This is a genomic window from Pseudomonas sp. NPDC088414, from assembly GCF_044753325.1.
Lineage (GTDB): Bacteria > Pseudomonadota > Gammaproteobacteria > Pseudomonadales > Pseudomonadaceae > Aquipseudomonas.
This window is the reverse complement of record NZ_JBIVMY010000016.1, coordinates 15,730-34,223: the sequence shown is the minus strand read 5'-3', so window position 1 is coordinate 34,223 and position 18,494 is coordinate 15,730. Positions and strand designations below refer to the sequence as shown.

General features: G+C 62.1%; 16 protein-coding genes. 9 read left to right on the top strand and 7 right to left on the bottom strand.

Annotation, left to right across the window (positions count from 1 at the left end; all coding sequences use genetic code 11):
• Nucleotides 1-109 precede the first annotated feature (109 nt).
• Nucleotides 110-1,024, top strand: a complete 915-nt coding sequence (locus ACIP8I_RS15400; protein WP_367085821.1) for a LysR family transcriptional regulator — start codon at nucleotides 110-112, stop codon at nucleotides 1,022-1,024.
• An 87-nt stretch (nucleotides 1,025-1,111) separates the two neighbouring features.
• On the opposite strand, the gene hrpB is transcribed toward ACIP8I_RS15400, so the two are convergent.
• Nucleotides 1,112-3,631: an ATP-dependent helicase HrpB gene (gene hrpB / locus ACIP8I_RS15395; RefSeq protein WP_400762159.1), complete on the bottom strand. Its 2,520-nt coding sequence runs from the start codon at nucleotides 3,629-3,631 to the stop codon at nucleotides 1,112-1,114.
• A 109-nt stretch (nucleotides 3,632-3,740) separates the two neighbouring features.
• Between hrpB and ACIP8I_RS15390 the strand changes: the two genes are divergently transcribed.
• Together ACIP8I_RS15390 and ACIP8I_RS15385 are read left to right on the top strand one after the other, a co-directional pair.
• Nucleotides 3,741-4,160 carry a hypothetical protein gene (locus ACIP8I_RS15390; protein ID WP_003228492.1) on the top strand — a complete coding sequence of 140 codons (420 nt, stop codon included), beginning with the start codon at nucleotides 3,741-3,743 and terminating at the stop codon, nucleotides 4,158-4,160.
• A 9-nt stretch (nucleotides 4,161-4,169) separates the two neighbouring features.
• The gene (locus ACIP8I_RS15385; protein ID WP_400762158.1) at nucleotides 4,170-5,078 is read left to right on the top strand and encodes a cation diffusion facilitator family transporter; all 909 of its coding nucleotides are present in this window, start codon (nucleotides 4,170-4,172) and stop codon (nucleotides 5,076-5,078) included.
• Here ACIP8I_RS15385 and ACIP8I_RS15380 read toward each other — a convergent pair.
• Nucleotides 5,072-6,112: a DUF6515 family protein gene (locus tag ACIP8I_RS15380; RefSeq protein ID WP_400762156.1), complete on the bottom strand. Its 1,041-nt coding sequence runs from the start codon at nucleotides 6,110-6,112 to the stop codon at nucleotides 5,072-5,074. The two genes, ACIP8I_RS15385 and ACIP8I_RS15380, sit on opposite strands and share 7 nt — an antisense overlap.
• A gap of 456 nt (nucleotides 6,113-6,568) precedes the next feature.
• Here ACIP8I_RS15380 and ACIP8I_RS15375 point away from each other — a divergent pair, with 456 nt between their 5' ends.
• Together ACIP8I_RS15375 and ACIP8I_RS15370 are read left to right on the top strand one after the other, a co-directional pair.
• Nucleotides 6,569-7,048 (top strand): Lrp/AsnC family transcriptional regulator, encoded by a 480-nt coding sequence (locus ACIP8I_RS15375; protein WP_007909658.1) that lies wholly within the window; start codon nucleotides 6,569-6,571, stop codon nucleotides 7,046-7,048.
• A 279-nt stretch (nucleotides 7,049-7,327) separates the two neighbouring features.
• Entirely contained in the window at nucleotides 7,328-7,537 is a 210-nt protein-coding gene (locus ACIP8I_RS15370) for a DUF2788 domain-containing protein (protein WP_003228500.1), read from the top strand.
• On the opposite strand, the gene ACIP8I_RS15365 is transcribed toward ACIP8I_RS15370, so the two are convergent.
• The 4 genes from ACIP8I_RS15365 to ACIP8I_RS15350 all read right to left on the bottom strand — a co-directional run bounded on the left by ACIP8I_RS15365 (nucleotide 7,532) and on the right by ACIP8I_RS15350 (nucleotide 14,027).
• The gene (locus tag ACIP8I_RS15365; RefSeq protein WP_400762154.1) at nucleotides 7,532-8,167 is read right to left on the bottom strand and encodes a pseudouridine synthase; all 636 of its coding nucleotides are present in this window, start codon (nucleotides 8,165-8,167) and stop codon (nucleotides 7,532-7,534) included. The genes ACIP8I_RS15370 and ACIP8I_RS15365 overlap by 6 nt on opposite strands.
• Before the next feature lie 72 nt (nucleotides 8,168-8,239).
• On the bottom strand, nucleotides 8,240-9,739 hold the full coding sequence (gene amn, locus ACIP8I_RS15360) for an AMP nucleosidase (RefSeq protein WP_177434769.1): 1,500 nt from the start codon (nucleotides 9,737-9,739) through the stop codon (nucleotides 8,240-8,242).
• Nucleotides 9,740-9,925: 186 nt separating this feature from the next.
• Nucleotides 9,926-11,575: an acyl-CoA dehydrogenase family protein gene (locus tag ACIP8I_RS15355; RefSeq protein WP_400762152.1), complete on the bottom strand. Its 1,650-nt coding sequence runs from the start codon at nucleotides 11,573-11,575 to the stop codon at nucleotides 9,926-9,928.
• A 97-nt stretch (nucleotides 11,576-11,672) separates the two neighbouring features.
• Nucleotides 11,673-14,027, bottom strand: coding sequence for a 7TM diverse intracellular signaling domain-containing protein (locus tag ACIP8I_RS15350; RefSeq protein ID WP_400762150.1), 2,355 nt, complete (start codon nucleotides 14,025-14,027; stop codon nucleotides 11,673-11,675).
• Nucleotides 14,028-14,467: 440 nt separating this feature from the next.
• Here ACIP8I_RS15350 and ACIP8I_RS15345 point away from each other — a divergent pair, with 440 nt between their 5' ends.
• The 4 genes from ACIP8I_RS15345 to ACIP8I_RS15330 all read left to right on the top strand — a co-directional run bounded on the left by ACIP8I_RS15345 (nucleotide 14,468) and on the right by ACIP8I_RS15330 (nucleotide 17,986).
• Complete coding sequence (locus tag ACIP8I_RS15345; protein ID WP_007960553.1) at nucleotides 14,468-15,265, top strand: hydroxymethylpyrimidine/phosphomethylpyrimidine kinase; 798 nt, start codon at nucleotides 14,468-14,470, stop codon at nucleotides 15,263-15,265.
• Nucleotides 15,266-15,283: 18 nt separating this feature from the next.
• The gene (gene thiE / locus ACIP8I_RS15340) at nucleotides 15,284-15,907 is read left to right on the top strand and encodes a thiamine phosphate synthase (protein ID WP_400762148.1); all 624 of its coding nucleotides are present in this window, start codon (nucleotides 15,284-15,286) and stop codon (nucleotides 15,905-15,907) included.
• 15 nt (nucleotides 15,908-15,922) lie between these two features.
• Nucleotides 15,923-17,206 carry a glutamate-1-semialdehyde 2,1-aminomutase gene (gene hemL / locus ACIP8I_RS15335; RefSeq protein WP_329695785.1) on the top strand — a complete coding sequence of 428 codons (1,284 nt, stop codon included), beginning with the start codon at nucleotides 15,923-15,925 and terminating at the stop codon, nucleotides 17,204-17,206.
• 225 nt (nucleotides 17,207-17,431) lie between these two features.
• Complete coding sequence (locus ACIP8I_RS15330) at nucleotides 17,432-17,986, top strand: tetratricopeptide repeat protein (RefSeq protein WP_003228518.1); 555 nt, start codon at nucleotides 17,432-17,434, stop codon at nucleotides 17,984-17,986.
• Between the two features lie 166 nt (nucleotides 17,987-18,152).
• Here the strand turns inward: ACIP8I_RS15330 and ACIP8I_RS15325 are convergent, their stop codons facing one another.
• Nucleotides 18,153-18,482, bottom strand: a complete 330-nt coding sequence (locus ACIP8I_RS15325) for a DUF1820 family protein (RefSeq protein ID WP_003185742.1) — start codon at nucleotides 18,480-18,482, stop codon at nucleotides 18,153-18,155.
• Between the last annotated feature and the right edge of the window lie 12 nt (nucleotides 18,483-18,494).

Genomic DNA, 18,494 nt, shown 5'->3' with positions numbered 1-18,494 from the left:
CAAAACCGCTGTGGGTGACTACTGTTCAAGGACAAAAACATCGTCGCGCAGCGGACGCGGCGGCGCACAAATTGCTTGGAAGTCGAGTCCGCTCGTCCTGAGGTTTGCCGTGGCCGCCTACAATTTGCGTCAGCTGAAATACTTCATCACCACCGTCGAATGCGGCAGCGTTGCCGAAGCCTCGCGCAAGCTGTACATCGCGCAACCGGCGATCTCCACGGCGATCAAAGGTCTGGAAGACAGCTTCGCCGTGCAACTGCTGATCCGCCATCACGCCCAGGGCGTGTCACTGACGCCCAGCGGCGCACGGTTTTTCCGCAAGGCGCAGGAACTGTTGCGCATGGCCCGGGAGTTCGAGCAGAACGCCCTCGCCGACAACGACATCGTCGCCGGGCAGATCGACATCGGCTGCTTCGAAACCGTCGCCCCGCTGTACCTGCCGCAATTGATTGCCGGATTTTCCGCGCTGTACCCCGGGGTGAAAATCCGCATCCGCGACGGCGAGCAGCAGGAACTGGTGCAAGGCCTGACCTCGGGCACGTTCGATCTGGTGATCCTCTACGAACACGAACTCGATGCCACCATCCAGACCGAACCGCTGATGCCGGCGCAACGACCGTATGCGCTACTGCCGGCCGATCATCGCTTTGCCCAGTACAAGCAAGTGTCGCTGCGCGATCTGTGCCTGGAACCGATGATTCTGCTCGACGTGCAGCCGAGCCGAACCTACTTCGTCAGCCTGTTCGAAGAACTCGGCCTGACCCCGCGCATCGAGTTCAGCTCGCCGTCGATCGAGATGGTGCGCGGCATGGTCGGCCAGGGGTTCGGCTTCTCGGTGCTGGTGACGAAGCCGCACTCAGAATGCACCTATGACGGCAAGAAAGTGGTGTGCGTCGACATTGTCGAAGATGTCACCGGTTCGGGGCTGGTGGCGGCGTGGCTCAAACGTGGGCAACTGACCAAACCGGCGCAGTTGTTCGCCGATTATTGCCGGGAACAACTGACGGGCAAGGCGCGTAGTTAGAAGCAAAAGATCGCAGCCTGCGGCAGCTCCTACAGAGGGAGCGCAAAAATCCTGTAGGAGCTGCCGCAGGCTGCGATCTTTTGCTCTTCAAGTGCCGCGCGGCTTGGCCCGCGCCGTGGCCTCGGCCACCAACGGATCATCCGGCCAATAATGCTTCGGATATCGCCCCTTCAAATCCTTCTTCACCTCGGCATAGGTGCTGCGCCAGAAGTTGGCCAGATCCTGCGTCACCTGCACCGGCCGCCGTGCCGGGGACAACAGGTGCAGCTTGACCACTTGCCGGCCGCCGGCAATCCGTGGCGTCTCGGCAAGGCCGAACAACTCCTGCAGACGCACCGCGAGAATCGGCGGCTGCTCGCTGTAATCCAGACGTATCGATGACCCCGACGGCACACTGATGTGATGCGGCGCCAGCTCATCAAGCTTCTGCGGCAACGGCCACGGCAGCAGATTGCGCACGATGCTCGACAGGTCCAGATTGGCGAAATGACTCAGTCGCGAGACCTTGCCCAGGTAAGGCATCAACCATTCTTCCAGGGTTTTGAGCAACGTCGCGTCGCTGACATCCGGCCAATGGCTTTCGGCCTGGGCGTTCAGATCCAGTTGTCGCAGCAACGCGACACGCGCCTGCCACTGACGCAACTCCGGGGTCCACGGCAGCAACTCCAGCCCCTTGCGCCGCACCAGATTGACCAGCGCCTGACTGCGCGCCGCCTCGTCCAGACCGGCCAACGGTTCGCGGCTGAGGATCAGTTCGCCGACCTTGCGCTGACGCTCGGCGCGCAGCACGCCTTCGCGTTCGTCCCAGTCTAGTTGATCGACGTTATGCACCTGCTCGGCGAGCACCGAATCGAAAAGCGCCGGATCGAAATCCGCCGCCAGGTAAATCCGTTCCTCACGCTGGCCCTGACGACTGCCGAGGTCGGCGATAACGATCCACGGCTCCTTCATCAGGCTGTCGGCTTCGGCGAACAGCGCAGCGCGACCATTGGCCAGACGATATTCGGCGCCACCGGCACGCCGCTGTTGGGCGACACGATCCGGGTAAGCCAGCGCCAGCAGCGCACCGAGCCAGCGCGGGTGTTCGGGATCGCTGACCGGCGCGCTGGCCTTGCCACGCAGGTAACCGCGATATTGCCGCGCCAGTTGCCGGGCGCGCTGCACGCCACCCTGTGCACCGCGTGCCGCGCGTTCTTCGCCGGAGAGCAGCACCAGGCGGCTGTGCAGATCCGCACCGGCACCGCGCAGGATATCGCGCTCGCCGAGCAGTGCCGCGACGTCACAGGCCATGTTCGCCAGCCCCAGCGCCTGACCGCGCAGCAACAGATGCGCGATGCGCGGATGCGCCGGCAACTCGGCCATGGCCTGACCGTGCGCGGTCAGCGCCTCGCCTTCGAGTGCGCCCAGGCGCTGCAACAAGTCCTGCGCCTGTGCATAAGCCGCTGCCGGTGGAACATCGAGCCACACCAGTTCCCCCGGCGTCACGCCCCAGCGTCCGAGTTGCAGGGCCAGGCTCGCCAGATCCGCCGACAGAATTTCCGCACTGCCATAAGCCGCGAGTTGCTCGTGCTGATCCTGCGACCACAAGCGGTAACACACACCCGGCTCCAGTCGCCCCGCCCGGCCCGCACGTTGGGTGGCGCTGGCCCTGGAAATGCGCTGAGTATCGAGACGGGTCATGCCGCTGCCCGGGTCGAAACGCGGCACCCGCGCCAGCCCGGCGTCGATCACCACGCGCACGCCGTTGATGGTCAGGCTGGTCTCGGCGATGTTGGTCGCCAGCACCACTTTGCGCTGGCCGACCGGTGCCGGGTCGATGGCGGCGCGCTGGGCATTCAAGTCCAGTTCGCCGTGCAACGGGCAGAGCAATACGTCTTTACGCTCGCCGATGGCATCGCTCAGTTGCTGATGCACGCGACGGATTTCCGCCTGACCCGGCAAGAACACCAACAGGCTGCCGGTTTCATCGTGCAGGGCTTCGAGGACGGTCTGGGTCACGCGCTGGTCGATGTACTCGCCGGGCTGGAACGGCCGGCCCCAGCGCATCGTCACCGGGTACATGCGCCCTTCGCTGCGCAGGATCGGCGCGTCATGCAGCAACCCGGCCAGCCGCTCGCCTTCCAGCGTTGCCGACATCAGCAGAATCTTCAGCGGCTGTTCAGCGCGGAACAGTTCACGACCGTTCAAACTCAGGGCCAAGGCCAGATCGGCATCAAGACTGCGTTCGTGGAATTCGTCGAAGATCAGCAAACCGACGCCTTCCAGCGCCGGATCATCCTGCAGACGCCGGGTGAGAATGCCTTCGGTGACCACTTCGATACGGGTCTTGGGGCCGACCTTGCTGTCGAGACGGATGCGATAGCCGACGGTTTCACCGACCTTCTCGCCCAGTTCGCTGGCCAGCCGCTCAGCCGCTGCACGCGCGGCGAGACGCCGTGGTTCGAGCATCAGAATGCTCTGCCCGGCCAGCCACGCTTCATCGAGCAAGGCCAAAGGCACGCGGGTGGTTTTACCGGCGCCGGGCGGTGCTTCGAGCACGGCTTCGTGGCGTGTCGCCAACGCTTCACGCAGGGCGGGTAAAACTTCATCGATCGGCAAAGAAATCATGCTGGCTCCCAAACAGAGCGGCGAGTATAACGGCGAACTGCCAAGCGTTCGTCAGGGTCTTAACTTCACAAGACGAAGCTTCGTTAATAGATGACTCAGGAGATTTTCCATGCGCTTACCTTCTCGCCTGATCGGCGGTGTACTGGTCGCCACCCTGCTCACTCAACTCACGGCCTGCGGTTCGATTTTCTACCCCGATCGTCGCGGGCAGATCGATGGCAAGATCGACCCGGCGATTGCCGTGCTCGACGCCGTGGGCCTGCTGTTCTACGTCATTCCCGGGCTGATCGCTTTCGCGGTCGACTTCACCACTGGCGCGATCTATTTCGAACCGGGCCACACCGCTCAGGTCGATCCGGCCAAGCTCAAACAAGCGGTCGGCCCGGACGGTCAGGTCGATAACCTCAAGTTGCAGGCTATTCTCGAAACGGAACTGGGCCGCAACCTGCCGCTGGACGATCCACGCCTGATCCAGCACAAAGGCAGCACGCAACAACTGGCGATGTTCGGCCTGCAACCCGCCGCATAAGGAAATTACATGACCACCAGCCCCGAACACGCCCGCCTGCTGCGGCTGGCAACCCGCGCTTCGGTGGCGGTGGCCTGCACGCTGATCATCGCCAAAGCCATCGCCTGGTGGCTGAGCGGCTCGGTGAGCATGCTCGCCGGCCTCACCGACTCGGCGCTGGATGGCGTGACTTCGCTGCTCAATCTGCTGGCGGTGCATTACGCACTGCGCCCGGCCGATGACGATCACCGTTACGGCCACGGCAAGGCCGAATCGCTGGCGGGCATGGCGCAGGCGTTGTTCATCGGTGGCAGTGCGGTGCTGATCGCGTTTCAGGCTTATGAGCGTATTCAGCAACCGGAGCCGCTGGGCGCACCGTGGCTGAGCATTGGCGTGATCGTGTTCTCGCTGCTGCTGACCGCAGCGTTGCTGACGCTGCAACATCGGGTGATCAAGCAGACCGGCTCGAACGCCGTACGCGCCGACTCGCTGCATTACCGTTCGGACATGCTGCTCAACGGCAGCATTCTGATCGCGCTGATTCTCGCCGGCCTGGGCTTTCATCAACTCGATGCGTGGTTCGGTCTGGGGATTGCCGGGTACATTTTGTGGAGTGCGATCCAGATCGCCCGGGAAAGTTTTTCGGTGCTGATGGATGAGGAACTGCCGACGGATGTCAGTCAGCACATGCTCGAACTGGCCTGCGCTGTACCCGGCGTGTTGGGCGCGCATGACCTGCGCACGCGGATTTCGGGCAACCACTGGTTTGTGCAGTTGCATCTGGAATTGCCGGGCGAGCTGACCCTGTCAGTGGCTCACGGCATCAGCGATCAGGCGGCCGATGCGATTCACGCCGCCTACCCGCGAGCCGAAGTGCTGGTGCACGCCGACCCGCAGGAAGTGGTCAGGGCCGAACGGGCGCAAACCCGGATTCAGTAAGACACCTGATAACCGCGACTGCTCAGGCAGTTGCCCTGAGCCTGACGGTAAGCCTGCACCACTTCAGGCGCCGGTTGATAGGTCGCGGTACGCGGATCGAAACCGCTCTGCTGCACGGCGTATTGGTAGCACTGGTAACCGTCCTGCTGCACCTGTTCCGGCGACTGACCGTTGGCCGGGTAGGCCTCGACGTCATAGCCCTGGGATTGCGGCTGCGGTGGCGGCGGTTGCTGCACCGGCGGTTCGACCACGACGTAATCCTGAGTGGCTTCCTCGTAGGCATAGTAGGAACCGGCAGCGAGGAACAGCAGCGCACCGCCGATCCACACTTCACGGGCGTAGTCCGGCAGGTAGTGAGTGCGAATCCCCCGTGGCGGCTGCACGACGATGTAGCGCGGGCCTTGCGGGCGATACCAGTAGCCGCCGGAATAGAAGTAATCCTGGCCGCGATACGGCACGCGGTATTCGCGATCCGGGAAACGGTCGATCACATGCCCCGGGCGGTATTGCGGGCCTGGACCCCAACCGTTGCCATGCCCGTCCGGGCGACCCGGCCAGCGATTGTCATTGGGCCGGTTGCCGGTTTGCCATTGCTGGTTGTGGTAACCATTCTGCGGCCGCTCGTCGCGGTAGTAACCCTGGCGCGGTTCCTGAGTCTGACGCACGGTGTCGGGCCGTGGCTGGATCGGCAGGTTGTTCGACGGTGGCGCCTGATGCACCGGTGCAGGCTGATTGGGCGCGCGGTTCTGGTTCTGCCACTGGCCGTTGTTGTGCTGCTGGCCGTTGTGTTCGAACTGGCGGCTGTTGTCGCCCCGAATGATTTGGTTATTCTGCGGCCGCGGCTGATTTTGCGGCGGCGGATTGTTCTGCCCGCGGGGCTGATGATCGCCGCCACGACCCTGATTGCCCTGATGCTCACCGCCGTGCCCGTTATTCTCGGGGCCACGATTCTGTGGCTCGTCGGCCAGCGCTTGCGCACCGACGCTCACACACAGCAAACCAACACCGGCCAGACGCCAGATGCGCGACTTCATGCTTTTCCTCACTGCGGGTATTAAGAGGGCTTGTAGCTAAGACCGGGAATCTGCACACCGGGTTCTGCGACAGGTTATCAGTCACGAGACTTATTTATTGAGGATCGCCGGGCAGCAAGGCACAAAAATCGCCGGCAAGAAAAAAGGGAGACCCGTCGGCCTCCCTTCTAGAGAACTTCGTCCTGGCTCGACGCTTTTGACGTCGGCTCACCTCACGCCGTCTTCTGGACAGTGTGCAGCTCGGGGGCCGGCACATCCCCGGTGGGGGTGGCGGCCGCGGCGGGCCTGATTGGGCGGGCCGCAGTGGACTGTGTTACCGAGCAGTGATTCTGGTGATAAGAATAGGCCGCAAGGCGCGACAGAGGATTGCGAAGATTGCTCAAATAAACACTGCTTGCGCAATTTTTAACCCTGGATAGATAATCCGCCGCAATAGTTACAACCAAGGACTGATTCATGAGCAAACTCGACCGTTACGACCTGAGTATTTTGGCGGAATTGCAGCGCGACGCCCGCATCTCCAACCAGGAACTGGCCGAGCGCATCGGTCTGTCGCCCTCCCCCTGCTCGCGCCGGGTCAAGCAACTGGAGGACGACGGCTACATTTCGCGCCAGGTCGCTCTGCTCGATCGCAAGATGCTCGGCCTGAGCCTGACCGCCTACGTGCTGATCGGCATGGATCGGCACACACCGGAGCGTTTCGAGAACTTCGAAGCGGCCATCCGCACTCTGCCGCAGGTGCTGGAGTGCAGTCTGGTGACGGGTGTGGATGCCGACTATCAGTTGAAAGTGGTGGTGCCGGACATGGATCACTATCAGAAGCTGTTGCTGGGGCATCTGACCCGGATTGAAGGGGTGACCAGCGTGCGTTCGAGTTTTGTGCTCAATCAAGTGCTCAACAGCACTGAATTGCCGCTGACGCATCTGCGCAGCTAATCAAAAGCCCCTCACCCCAGCCCTCTCCCGGAGGGAGAGGGGGCCGACCGAGGCGTCTGGCATCATCCATCGACCTGAACCTTCGAGTCGATTATGGATTCACAGACGCAAGATCAGGTCGGTGTAACTCGTGAGCATCGCACGGTCAGTCCCCTCTACCTCTGGGAGAGGGCCAGGGTGAGGGCCAGGCTTCGGATCAGACCCAGATCAATGCCACCCAACGAACCTTGGCATATAATCGCCGCGCCCTTTTAGCCGCGCGCATGCCGGAGAACTCTAATGGATCCTGCAGTATTCGAAGAGTGGATGATGACCGGCCTGGTCAGCATCCTGATCATTTTCATGGGTTTCATCGTCTGGGATCTGGCGAAGAAGTCCAAGGCCGGGCGTTTCGGCTCGTTCATTCTATTCTTCGTGCTGGGCCTGGGCGTGGCCGCGTTCATCATCAAGAGTGTGGTGATCGGCCTGATCGAGTCCGGCGCTCTATAACCGCGCCGGCACTTCCTTCCACTGGCCCTGATCAAGCCCTTCTAGCGTCCAGTCGCCAATCCGTACCCGCACCAGCCGCAACGTCGGCAGCCCCACCGCCGCAGTCATCCGCCGTACCTGACGGTTGCGCCCTTCACGAATCACCAGCTCCAGCCAACTGGTCGGCACGCTTTTGCGAAAGCGAACCGGCGGATTGCGCGGCCAGAGTTGCGGCTCGTCCAGTTGCCGCGCCTCGGCGGGCAGGGTCATGCCGTCGTTTAATTCAACACCGTCGCGCAGTTGCTGCAGTTGCTCGGCGGTCGGCTCGCCCTCGACCTGCACCCAGTACGTCTTCGGCAACTTGTGTTTCGGGTCGGCAATCCGCGCCTGCAACTGGCCGTCGTTGGTCAGCAGCAGTAAACCTTCGCTGTCGCGATCAAGGCGTCCGGCCGGATAGATGCCAGGCAGATCGATGAAATCCTTGAGCGTCGCCCGCCCGCCTTCATCGCTGAACTGCGTCAGCACATCGAACGGTTTGTTGAACAGAATCAACTTCGGCTCGGCCGGCGGCGCCTTGGCGACACGGCGCGGTGAGGACGACTGAGGCTTTGCGCCTGGACGGCGGGAAGGTGGACGCGGGGGACGGGACATAAGAGAACAGACATTCAGCGATCAGGGCTGGTAATGCTAGTGCCCCGACCGCCAAATGACCACGACTAACCGTTAGCGGAACGGCGGCTCGTCGAAGCTGCGCAGTTTGCGCGAGTGCAGCGAGTTGAGTTCGGTGCGCAGCAGGTCCACCGCTTCGATACCGATCTTCAAGTGCTGGCTGACCGCGCGCTCGTAGAACGCGTTGGCCGAGCCCGGCAGCTTGATTTCACTGTGCAGCGGTTTGTCCGAAACGCAGAGCAACGTGCCGTACGGCACCCGCAGGCGATAACCCTGTGCGGCGATGGTGCCGCTTTCCATGTCCACCGCCACGGCGCGGGACAGGTTGATCAGCGGACGTTCCTGCGCCCAGCGCAGTTCCCAGTTGCGGTCGTCGTAGGTCAGCACGGTACCGGTACGCAGACGCTTTTTCAGCTCCTCGCCCTTCTCGCCAGTGATATTGGCCGCGGCTTGCTGCAGCGCCAGTTGCACCTCGGCCAGCGCCGGGATCGGAATGTTCGGCGGCACCACGCGGTCGAGAATCCCGTCGCGACGCATGTAGGCGTGAGCCAGCACGTAGTCGCCGATGGTCTGCGACTGACGCAGGCCGCCGCAGTGACCGATCATCAGCCAGCAATGCGGACGCAACACCGCCAGGTGGTCAGTGATGTTCTTGGCGTTGGACGGGCCGACGCCGATATTGACCAGGGTCACACCGTGGCCGTCATTGGCGATCAGGTGATAGGCCGGCATCTGGTAGCGGTGCCAGACCACGCCAGCGGCAATCGCCGAGGCTTCGCCGTGATCCATGCCCTTCTCGATGATCACGTTACCCGGCAGGACCATGCGCACGAAACGCGGGTCGTTGCGCAGTTGCTCCAGGCCATGAACGATGAACTGGTCGACGTAGCGGTGATAGTTGGTCAGCAGAATCCACGGCTGCACATGGCGCCAGTCGCTGCCGGTGTAATGCACCAGACGACGCAGGGAGAAGTCGACCCGTGCGGCGTCGAACAGCGCCAGTGGCAGCGGGTCGGTGTTTTCCCAATCGTAGAGACCGTCGGCAATGCCATCGGTGGCAGCGGACAGGTCGGTACTCGGGAACACCCGCGCCAGCACCGCCGCGGTGACGCCGGAGCCGGCCAGTTCATCGCCCTGCTCGACCACGTACGGATAGGGAATGTTCTGCTGACTGACGCCGACTTCCACGGTCACGGTGAAGTCGTGCATCAACGGCACCAGCTGTTCCAGCAGGTATTTGCGAAACGCCTTGGGATGGGTGACGGTGACGCTGTAGGTGCCCGGCAGTTGCACCTTGGCGTAGGCGCGGGTGGTCTGCGGGACCTCGCCCTGACACAGGTAGGTCAGACGCAGTTCGGGATAACGAAACAGGGCACGCTGTTCGGCGTCAGGCTCGACGCGATCCTTGAGATACCGCTTGAGCGCCGAGTTCAGCGCAGTGGTGGCCCGCTCATGCAGCTCGGCCAGACGATCCACGGCTTGTTCGGCGGTTTGAACGACAATAAACGCTTCGGTCACGATCAGCTTCCTGTGTTCTGACTTGCAGAGCTTCATCTTGCCTGCATCGTGGTCTCACGGGAACAGTGGCATGTTGGCAACCGCACAATATGTCGGTCACACACGGTCCCCTGTAGGAGCTGCCGAAGGCTGCGATCTTTTGATCTTATAAACAGCAAGATCAAAAGATCGTCCGATCGCGGCCCGAGCCTGCGGCAGCTCCTACAGGGGATTTGTGTGAAATCAGAAACCCTGGGGGGTTGAGCGGGCGACGATGGCTTCGACGTCCAGTCCGCGCGGCAATGCGCCATAGACCCGGCCGCCACCGCTCAGACGGCTGGCAATGAACGCATCGCTGACCGCCGAATTACCGGCCTCCAGCAACAGCTTGGCCTGCAGCCCCAAGGCAATATCCTCGGTCAACTGCCGCGCCCGATACTGAATATCGCTGGTGTCTTTGAACTGCGCCTGCAACTGCTGGATATGCGCAGCCAGACGCTTGTCACCATGGCCATCGCCCAACTCGCTGAACAACACGTCGAGCACACCCGGCTCTTTCGACAGCGCACGCAACACGTCCAGGCACTGCACGTTGCCCGAGCCTTCCCACGTCGAGTTGACCGGCGCCTCGCGATACAGCCGTGGCAGGATGCTCTCCTCGACATACCCCGCGCCGCCCATGCATTCGGCAGCTTCATTGATCATTCCGGGGGCACGTTTGCAGATCCAGTATTTGCCCACCGCGGTCACCAGCCGGGCGAATCTGGCTTCCTGCGAATCCTGCAGATGATCCAGCGCCTTACCCATGCGCAGGCTCAACGCCAGCGCGGCCTCGCTTTCCAGCGCCAGATCGGCCAACACGTTCTGCATCAACGGTTGCTCGCTGAGCAGCTTGCCGCCGACCGAACGGTGCGCGCAGTGATGGCTGGCCTGGGTCAGCGCCTGACGCATCAATGAACTGGAGCCGACCATGCAATCGAAACGGGTCATCGCCACCATCTCTATGATGGTCGGCACGCCGCGCCCTTCTTCGCCAACCATCCATGCCAAAGCGCCACGAAACTCCACTTCGCTGGAGGCGTTGGACTGGTTGCCGAGTTTGTTTTTCAGGCGCTGGATGTAGAACTGATTGCGCGTGTCGTCGGGGCGATGGCGCGGCAGCAGGAAGCAGGTCAGGCCCTTGTCGGTCTGCGCCAGGGTCAGAAACGCATCGCACATTGGCGCCGAGCAGAACCATTTGTGCCCGACCAGTTCATAGGCCTGGCCCGGCCCACTGGCGCCGACCGGATAAGCCTTGGTGGTGTTGGCCCGCACATCGGTGCCGCCCTGTTTCTCGGTCATCGCCATGCCGATGGTCACGCCGGCCTTGTGCGCCATGCCGACGTTGCGCGGGTCGTATTCGGTGGCGAGTATTTTCGGCAGCCACAGCTCGGCCAGATCCGGCTGCAAGCGCATGGCCGGGACGCTGGCGAAGGTCATGGTCAACGGGCAACCGCTACCGGCCTCGGCCTGGCTGTGCAAATAGCTCATTGAGGCTCGGGCGACATGCGCGCCGTCCTGCGGATGCGCCCATGGCAATGAAGTCAGGCCATGTTCGATCGCGGTGCGCATCAGCTCGTGATAAGCGGGATGGAATTCCACCAGATCGATGCGATGACCGTAGCGGTCGTGGCTGTTGAACACCGGTTTGTTCTGGTTGGCGAGGAACCCGGCCTCCATCAACGGCCCGCCGGCCAGCGCACCGTAGGCATCGATTCGCGACTCGGCCCAACCGGCGCCAAAGCGGCGCGACCACTCCTGTAGCGGCAGATCGATGCGGTACAGGTTGGCGCCATCCAGCGACGGTGGCTGGTTGGTGACTTCGTGGGTTTCGGCGAACTGATGCAGGTTCATGACGGGGCTCCTTTGGTCAGCCAAGGGATTCAGTTAAGCACCGGCCCGTGGCTGATCAAAGTGTCATATGCGCCGAACTGTCGGCGCTTTCACCCTGTCAGGCGCTAAGTACCCGACGCTCCAGCGCCGTCTGCAGGTCTTCGAATTTCACCGGTTTGTTCAGGTAATCGATGCGCGTACCCGGCGCGCAGTGCTCGCGATCCGTGCCCAGCGCCAGCATGAACACCGGCAGATTGGCGCAGCCCGGCAGCGCATGGATCTGGCAGCACAAGGACGCCCCTTCGTGAGAAGGCAACTGGTAATCGATCAGCACCGCGTCGAAGGTTTCCCGTTGCAGGCAGTCGAGTGCCGCCGCGCCGTTGTCCGCCGTGCGCACACGGAAACCGAGCTTGAGCAGCATGCCGCGCATCACCAGTTGATTGACGCTGTTGTCGTCCACCAGCAACACCGTGCAGTCCTGCGGTGCGCGTGCGCTATCTCGCGAAGGTTCGGGGATTGGCGCGGGTTCGACCGCCGGCAACTCGAATTCGACGTCCAGCTGAAAACGGCTGCCGCGCCCCGGCTCGGAACGGTGAGTCAGCTTGCCGCCGAGCAGTTCGACCAGTTGCCGACAGATCGCCAGCCCCACGCCAAGGCCGCCATATTCGCGGGTCATCGAGCCGTCAAGCTGGAAGAAGCGCTGATACATCGTCGCCTCGCCCAGATCGGTGAAACCGATGCCGGTGTCGATCACTGCAAACGACAGGGCCAAGCGGTTGTCCGCCGCCGGTTTGCCGGTGACCCGCAGCGCCAGGCCGCCGACCCGGGTGAACTTGATCGCGTTGTCCAGCAGGCACTCCAGGCACTGCGCCAGTTTGGCGCTGTCGCCATGCAAGCGATCCGGCAGGGTCGGCAGCACTTCGACCTTGAAGTCCAGCGACTTGCTCGCCGCGTTGCCGTCGAACTGCACGCGCAAGGCCTCGACCACCGCGCGCAGGCTGAAGCTGCCCGGCGTCGCCTTGAGCTTGCCGGCCTGCAATTCGGTAAGGGTGAGGATGCCGTTGACCATGCGCATCATGTCCCGCGCGGAACCGGCGGCAGTTTGCTGGTATTGCTCCAGTTCAGGCTCCAGCTCGACGGTCTGCATCAGCTCCAGCGAACCGATCACCCCGTTCATCGGCGTGCGCAATTCGTGGGTCAGGGTCGCGAGGAATTCATCCTTGAGTTTGTTGCTGTGGGCCAGTTGCTGGTTGAGCACTTCGAGTTTATGCCCGGCATCGAACAGGGTTTGCGCCTGTTGCTCGCGCATCGCGTTGATGCGGTCGGCCAGCGCCAGCGACAGCAGCGCGACTTCGATCGCCGAACCGATCTGGCTGGCGTACATGGTCAGGAACACGTTCGGCAGCAGGCCCAGCACCATCAGGGTATTGACGATGCCGCCGAGCAGGAATGCCGACCAGGCAATGATGAAATAACGCGCCACCCGCAATCCGCGCCACCAGGCGAGGATCCCCGCAGCGAAAATCACCACGGTAAACACCAGCGCCAGCAGGGTCGCCAGGCGCAGCGACAACGCGTAACTAGTCATCAGCGACAACCCGACCACCAGCGCACCGAACGCGATCAGGGCGATCAGCAGGTAGTCGAGCCAGCGGCTGTGGGTTCGGGTCTGCAGGAAACTGCGCGCGAACTGACTGCCGAACAGCCCCGCGCAACCGATGAAAAACGGTGTGGCGGCATTGGCCCACCACGGGTTGTCCGGCCAGAAATACTCGACCGCCGCGCCGTTCACCGACAGTTGATAGAGGCCGAACGAGGCGATGTAGAAGATGTAATAGAGGTAGCTGGTGTCGCGCACGCTCAGGTAGATGAACAGGTTGTAGACCAGCATCCCCAGCAGCACGCCATAAATGATCCCCAGCACATACAGGCGCACCGGTTGATCCTCGAGGTACGCGGTGCTCGACCATAGCGTCACCGGTGCCTGGATCGAGCCTTCACTGGCCAGGCGCAAATACACGGTTTTTTGCTGGTCAGGGGTGAAGGTCAGGTCGAACAGGTAATTGTTCTGGCGGATCTCGCGACTGGCGAAGGGCAAGGCGTCGCCGGTCTGCCGGATCAGCCGATAGTCACCATTGGCATCGGCCATATAAAGGTCGAGGTGATCGAGCGGCGGATACGCCAGCTCCAACAGCCAGGTGCGTTGCGCGACCGGGTTGTTCGGACGGTAATGCAGGTCGATCTTCAGCCAGAACGCCGAACGCGAGTAACCGGCATTGAGCGTGGCTTTGTCGTGGGGTTTGAAATTGCCCGCCGCCGCTTGAGCGCGGACGTCGGCGATGCTCGCCTGACCGCTCGGGTCTTCGAACACCTGCAGGGAGCGCCCCAGGGGAAGGTTCTGGGTATTTTCGTCGAACTCGACGGCGCTTGCGAGGAGGGGCAAGCAGAACAGCAACATCAGCAAATAGCGCATTGAAGCCCCAGCGTGGCTCGTCCGGTTGTGTCAGGAAGCCCCCCATTCCCTTTGAGTAGACGTAAAACCGGTATTACCTGTTATTGGTTTGGATCCAGACTAGCATAGCCGTTGATGGCCATTGAGCACCATCGAAATTTTTCCTACAAAGGCTCTAGAACGGGCGTTTCAGAGCAAAGCTGCGGGCTAGAGCTGTTGAGTTGGTCAACTCAATCATTGCGATCCGCTTTTGTGGCGAGGGAGCTTGCTCCCGCTCGGCTGCGCAGCAGTCGTAAAACCTGTAAATGCGCTGTGCCTGAATAAATGCAGGGGCTGCTTCGCAACCCAGCGGGAGCAAGCTCCCTCGCCACAATGGTAGCTGCAGCGTTGTCCGACAATCTGCTCGCAAACACCGTCAGGACTGAACCCCAAAATCAGGTTTGGTGGTAAGCTCGCGCACCATGAATATCTACAGCTCCCGCCCCGTTGTCCTCTGTCTCTCCGGCCACGACCCCAGTGGTGGCGCCGGCTTGCAGGCAGATATCGAAGCCCTGCTTGCGCAGGGTTGCCATGCGGCTCCGGCCGTCACCGCCCTGACCGTGCAAGACACCGTCAACGTCACTGACTTCCGCGTCCTCGACCGTGAGTGGGTACTGGCCCAGGCCAATGCCGTGCTCAACGACTCCGAAGTCGCTGCGGTCAAACTGGGCATGCTCGGTTCGCTGGAAATGGTCGACACCGTGGTCGAACTGCTTTCGGCGCACCCGCACCTGCCAGTGGTCTGCGACCCGGTGCTGCGTGCCGGCGGCGGCGGACGCCTGGGCAAGGACGAAGTCGGTTACGCGATGCGCGAGCGTCTGCTGCCGCTGTCGATCATTGCCACCCCCAACCTTCCCGAAGCGCGAATTCTCGCCGAATTGCCCGAAGGCACTGCGGACGAGTGCGCGGAAAAACTCCTGCCGTTCGTCAAAAACCTGCTGATCACCGGCGGCCATGGCGACGAAACTGAAATCCACAATCGCCTGTACAGCCGTGACGGCCTGCGGGAAACCTTTTATTGCCAGCGTTTGCCGGGCAGTTATCACGGCTCCGGCTGCACGCTGGCCAGCGCACTGGCCGGGCGGCTGGCCCAAGGCGAAAACCTCGCCAGCGCCGTGCGCACTGCACTGGATTACACCTGGCGTACCCTGCGTGATGCCGAACAACTGGGCAAAGGCCAGTTCGTGCCGCGTCGCCTGCCGCTGGATTTTTGCTCGTAACGTCGTGAGGTCTGCCTGATGAAACTCCGTGGCCTGTACGCCATCACCGACAACCAATTGCTGGCGGGCAAGTTTCTGTCGTACGTGGAAGCGGCGCTGGAAGGCGGCGTCACCCTGCTGCAATACCGCGACAAAAGCAGCGACGAGGCCCGCCGCCTGCGCGAGGCCGAAGCCCTGCGTGATCTGTGCGAACGCTACAAGACGCAGTTGATCATCAACGATGACGCCGAACTGGCCGCGCGCCTCAACGTTGGCGTGCACCTGGGGCAGACCGACGGCCCGCTGTCGCCGACCCGCGCCCTGCTCGGCTCCAAAGCCATCATCGGGTCGACCTGCCATGCGCAGCTCGAACTGGCTGAACAGGCCGCCAAAGAAGGCGCGAGCTATGTCGCCTTCGGTCGCTTCTTCAACTCCAACACCAAACCCGGCGCACCGAGCTGCAGCCTCGACCTGCTCGACGAGGCCAAACGCAAGCTGCACCTGCCGGTCTGCGCGATTGGCGGCATCACCCTCGACAACGCCGCGCCGCTGGTGGCCCATGGGGTCGACCTGCTGGCGGTGGTCCACGGTTTATTCGGTGCCGAAAGCACCGCCGAAGTGACCCGCCGCGCCCGCGCCTTCAACGAACTTCTGAAAATCTGATTTGAGAGCCCGATCATGTCTCGTTCCGAAACCCTGTTTGCCAATGCCCAGAAACACATTCCCGGTGGCGTGAACTCGCCGGTTCGCGCGTTCAAGAGCGTGGGCGGCACACCGCTGTTTTTCAAGCATGCCGAAGGCGCTTACGTTACTGACGAAGACGACAAGCGTTATGTGGATTACGTCGGTTCGTGGGGGCCGATGATCCTCGGCCACAGCCATCCGGACGTGCTCGACGCGGTGCGCAATCAGCTGCAACACGGCCTGTCCTACGGCGCGCCGACCGCGATGGAAACCGAGATGGCCGACCTGGTCTGCTCGCTGGTGCCGTCGATGGACATGGTGCGCATGGTCAGCTCCGGCACCGAAGCGACCATGAGCGCGATTCGTCTGGCCCGTGGTTACACCGGTCGTGACAGCATCATCAAGTTCGAAGGCTGTTACCACGGTCACTCCGACAGCCTGCTGGTCAAGGCCGGTTCCGGCGCGCTGACCCAGGGCGTGCCAAGCTCCGCCGGTGTACCGGCAGCGTTTGCCAAACACACCCTGACCCTGCCGTTCAACGACATCGACGCCGTGGAGAAGATGCTCGCCGAAGTCGGTCAGGACGTGGCGTGCATTATCGTCGAGCCAGTCGCTGGCAACATGAACTGCGTACCGCCGGCGCCGGGTTTCCTCGAAGGCCTGCGCGCGCTGTGCGACAAGCACGGCGTGGTGCTGATTTTCGACGAAGTGATGACCGGTTTCCGCGTCGCCCTCGGTGGCGCTCAGGCGTACTACGGCGTAACCCCGGATCTGACCACCTTCGGCAAGATCATCGGCGGCGGCATGCCGGTCGGCTGCTTCGGCGGCAAGCGCGAAATCATGGAACGCATCGCGCCACTGGGCCCGGTGTATCAGGCGGGCACCCTGTCGGGCAACCCGCTGGCGATGGCCGCCGGTCTGACCACGCTGCGTCTGATCAGCCGTCCGGGTTTCCACGCCGAGCTGACCGACTACACCACGCGCCTGCTCGACGGTCTGCAACAACGCGCCGATGCCGCGGGCATTCCGTTCGTGACCACTCAGGCCGGCGGCATGTTCGGTCTGTACTTCAGCGGTGCCGACGACATCGTCACCTTCGAAGACGTGATGGCCAGCGATGCTGCGCTGTTCGGTCGCTTCTTCCACCTGATGCTGGAAGGCGGCGTGTACCTGGCGCCGAGTGCATTCGAAGCCGGTTTCACCTCGATCGCCCACGGCGAAGCCGAGCTGAAAATCACCCTGGACGCTGCCGAACGCGCCTTCGCTGCCCTGAAGTAATCGCCGTAGCGCTGACGTTGGCCATGGCCAGCGTCAGCTTTCACCTACACCCACGCACTTTTTCCCACGCCTCTGCTAAAAATCCGCCGGAAAGTGGCCGATATATTCCCCGCGCAGCAGAAAAACGAGTAAAGACTTTGTAAGGTTGGCCCTGCTTATTTCATAATGCGCGCTTATTGGATCCCTCGATGGGTCCGCGTGCCCTTCAGAGGTAAGTCGATTCCCATGAACCGCACCGGCCGCACCCTTGCCTTGGGCTGCCTGTTGCTCCTTCAGCCCCTGCTCGCGCATGCACAAGCAGGCGGCAACTCGTTGTTGATCCCGGCGATGGGTCGTTGCACCCTCAACACTCAGCCGCAAGACGTCACGCAGGCACTGGCCGCCTGCCAGAAAGCGGCGGACGAAGGGGATGCGCAAGCGCAATACGAGTTGGGTGAGTTCTACTACGACGGCAAGAATGCGCCACGCGACCTCAATCAAGCCCTGAGCTATTTCGAAAAGGCCTCGCTGCAAGGCCACGCTCAGGCACAGTTCAAGCTCGGCACCATGTTCTTCCACGGCGAAGGCGTGCAGGCCAACAACATTCAGGCCTACATCGTGCTGAAGATGGCCGCGGTCAACGGCGCCGAAGATGCGCTGGACACCGCTGACGAAGTCTCCGAAAAAATGTCCCGCGAAGACCTCGAAACCGCGACCCAGGTGCTCGGGCAAATTTTCCGTAAATACTTGATGGAACTGCAGAGCGCCGATGGGCGTACGCCGTTTTCGCCATTGCCATAAGCGCTTTTGTGGCGAGGGGATTTATCCCCGATGGGTTGCGAAGCAGCCCCAAAACCCTGCAATCAAGCTCCTTCTGACATACCTTGCTGAATGGACTTGCGACTGCTTCGCAGTCGATCGGGGATAAATCCCCTCGCCACAAATCATTTCAAATCCAGATCAGGGCTTACTTCTCAGGCATCGGCATCGGAAACGGCATCACATTGCCGACCGCGCCACGGGCCTCGCTGATTTTCGGGGTGCCCAGACGCTCCACCTCGTCGATGCGCACGATCGAATGCATCGGCACAAAGCTGCGCACCACACCTTCGAACTGCGCCTTGAGCTTCTCTTCGCTCGGATCGACCACCACTTGCGTGCGCTCGCCAAAGACGAACTCTTCCACTTCCAGAAAACCCCACAGATCACTTTGATAGATCTGCTTGGCGTACATTTCGAACACCTGGCCCTGGTTGAGGAAAATCACCTTATAGATTGGAGCTTCGCGTTTGGTCATGGCGGGGGGATA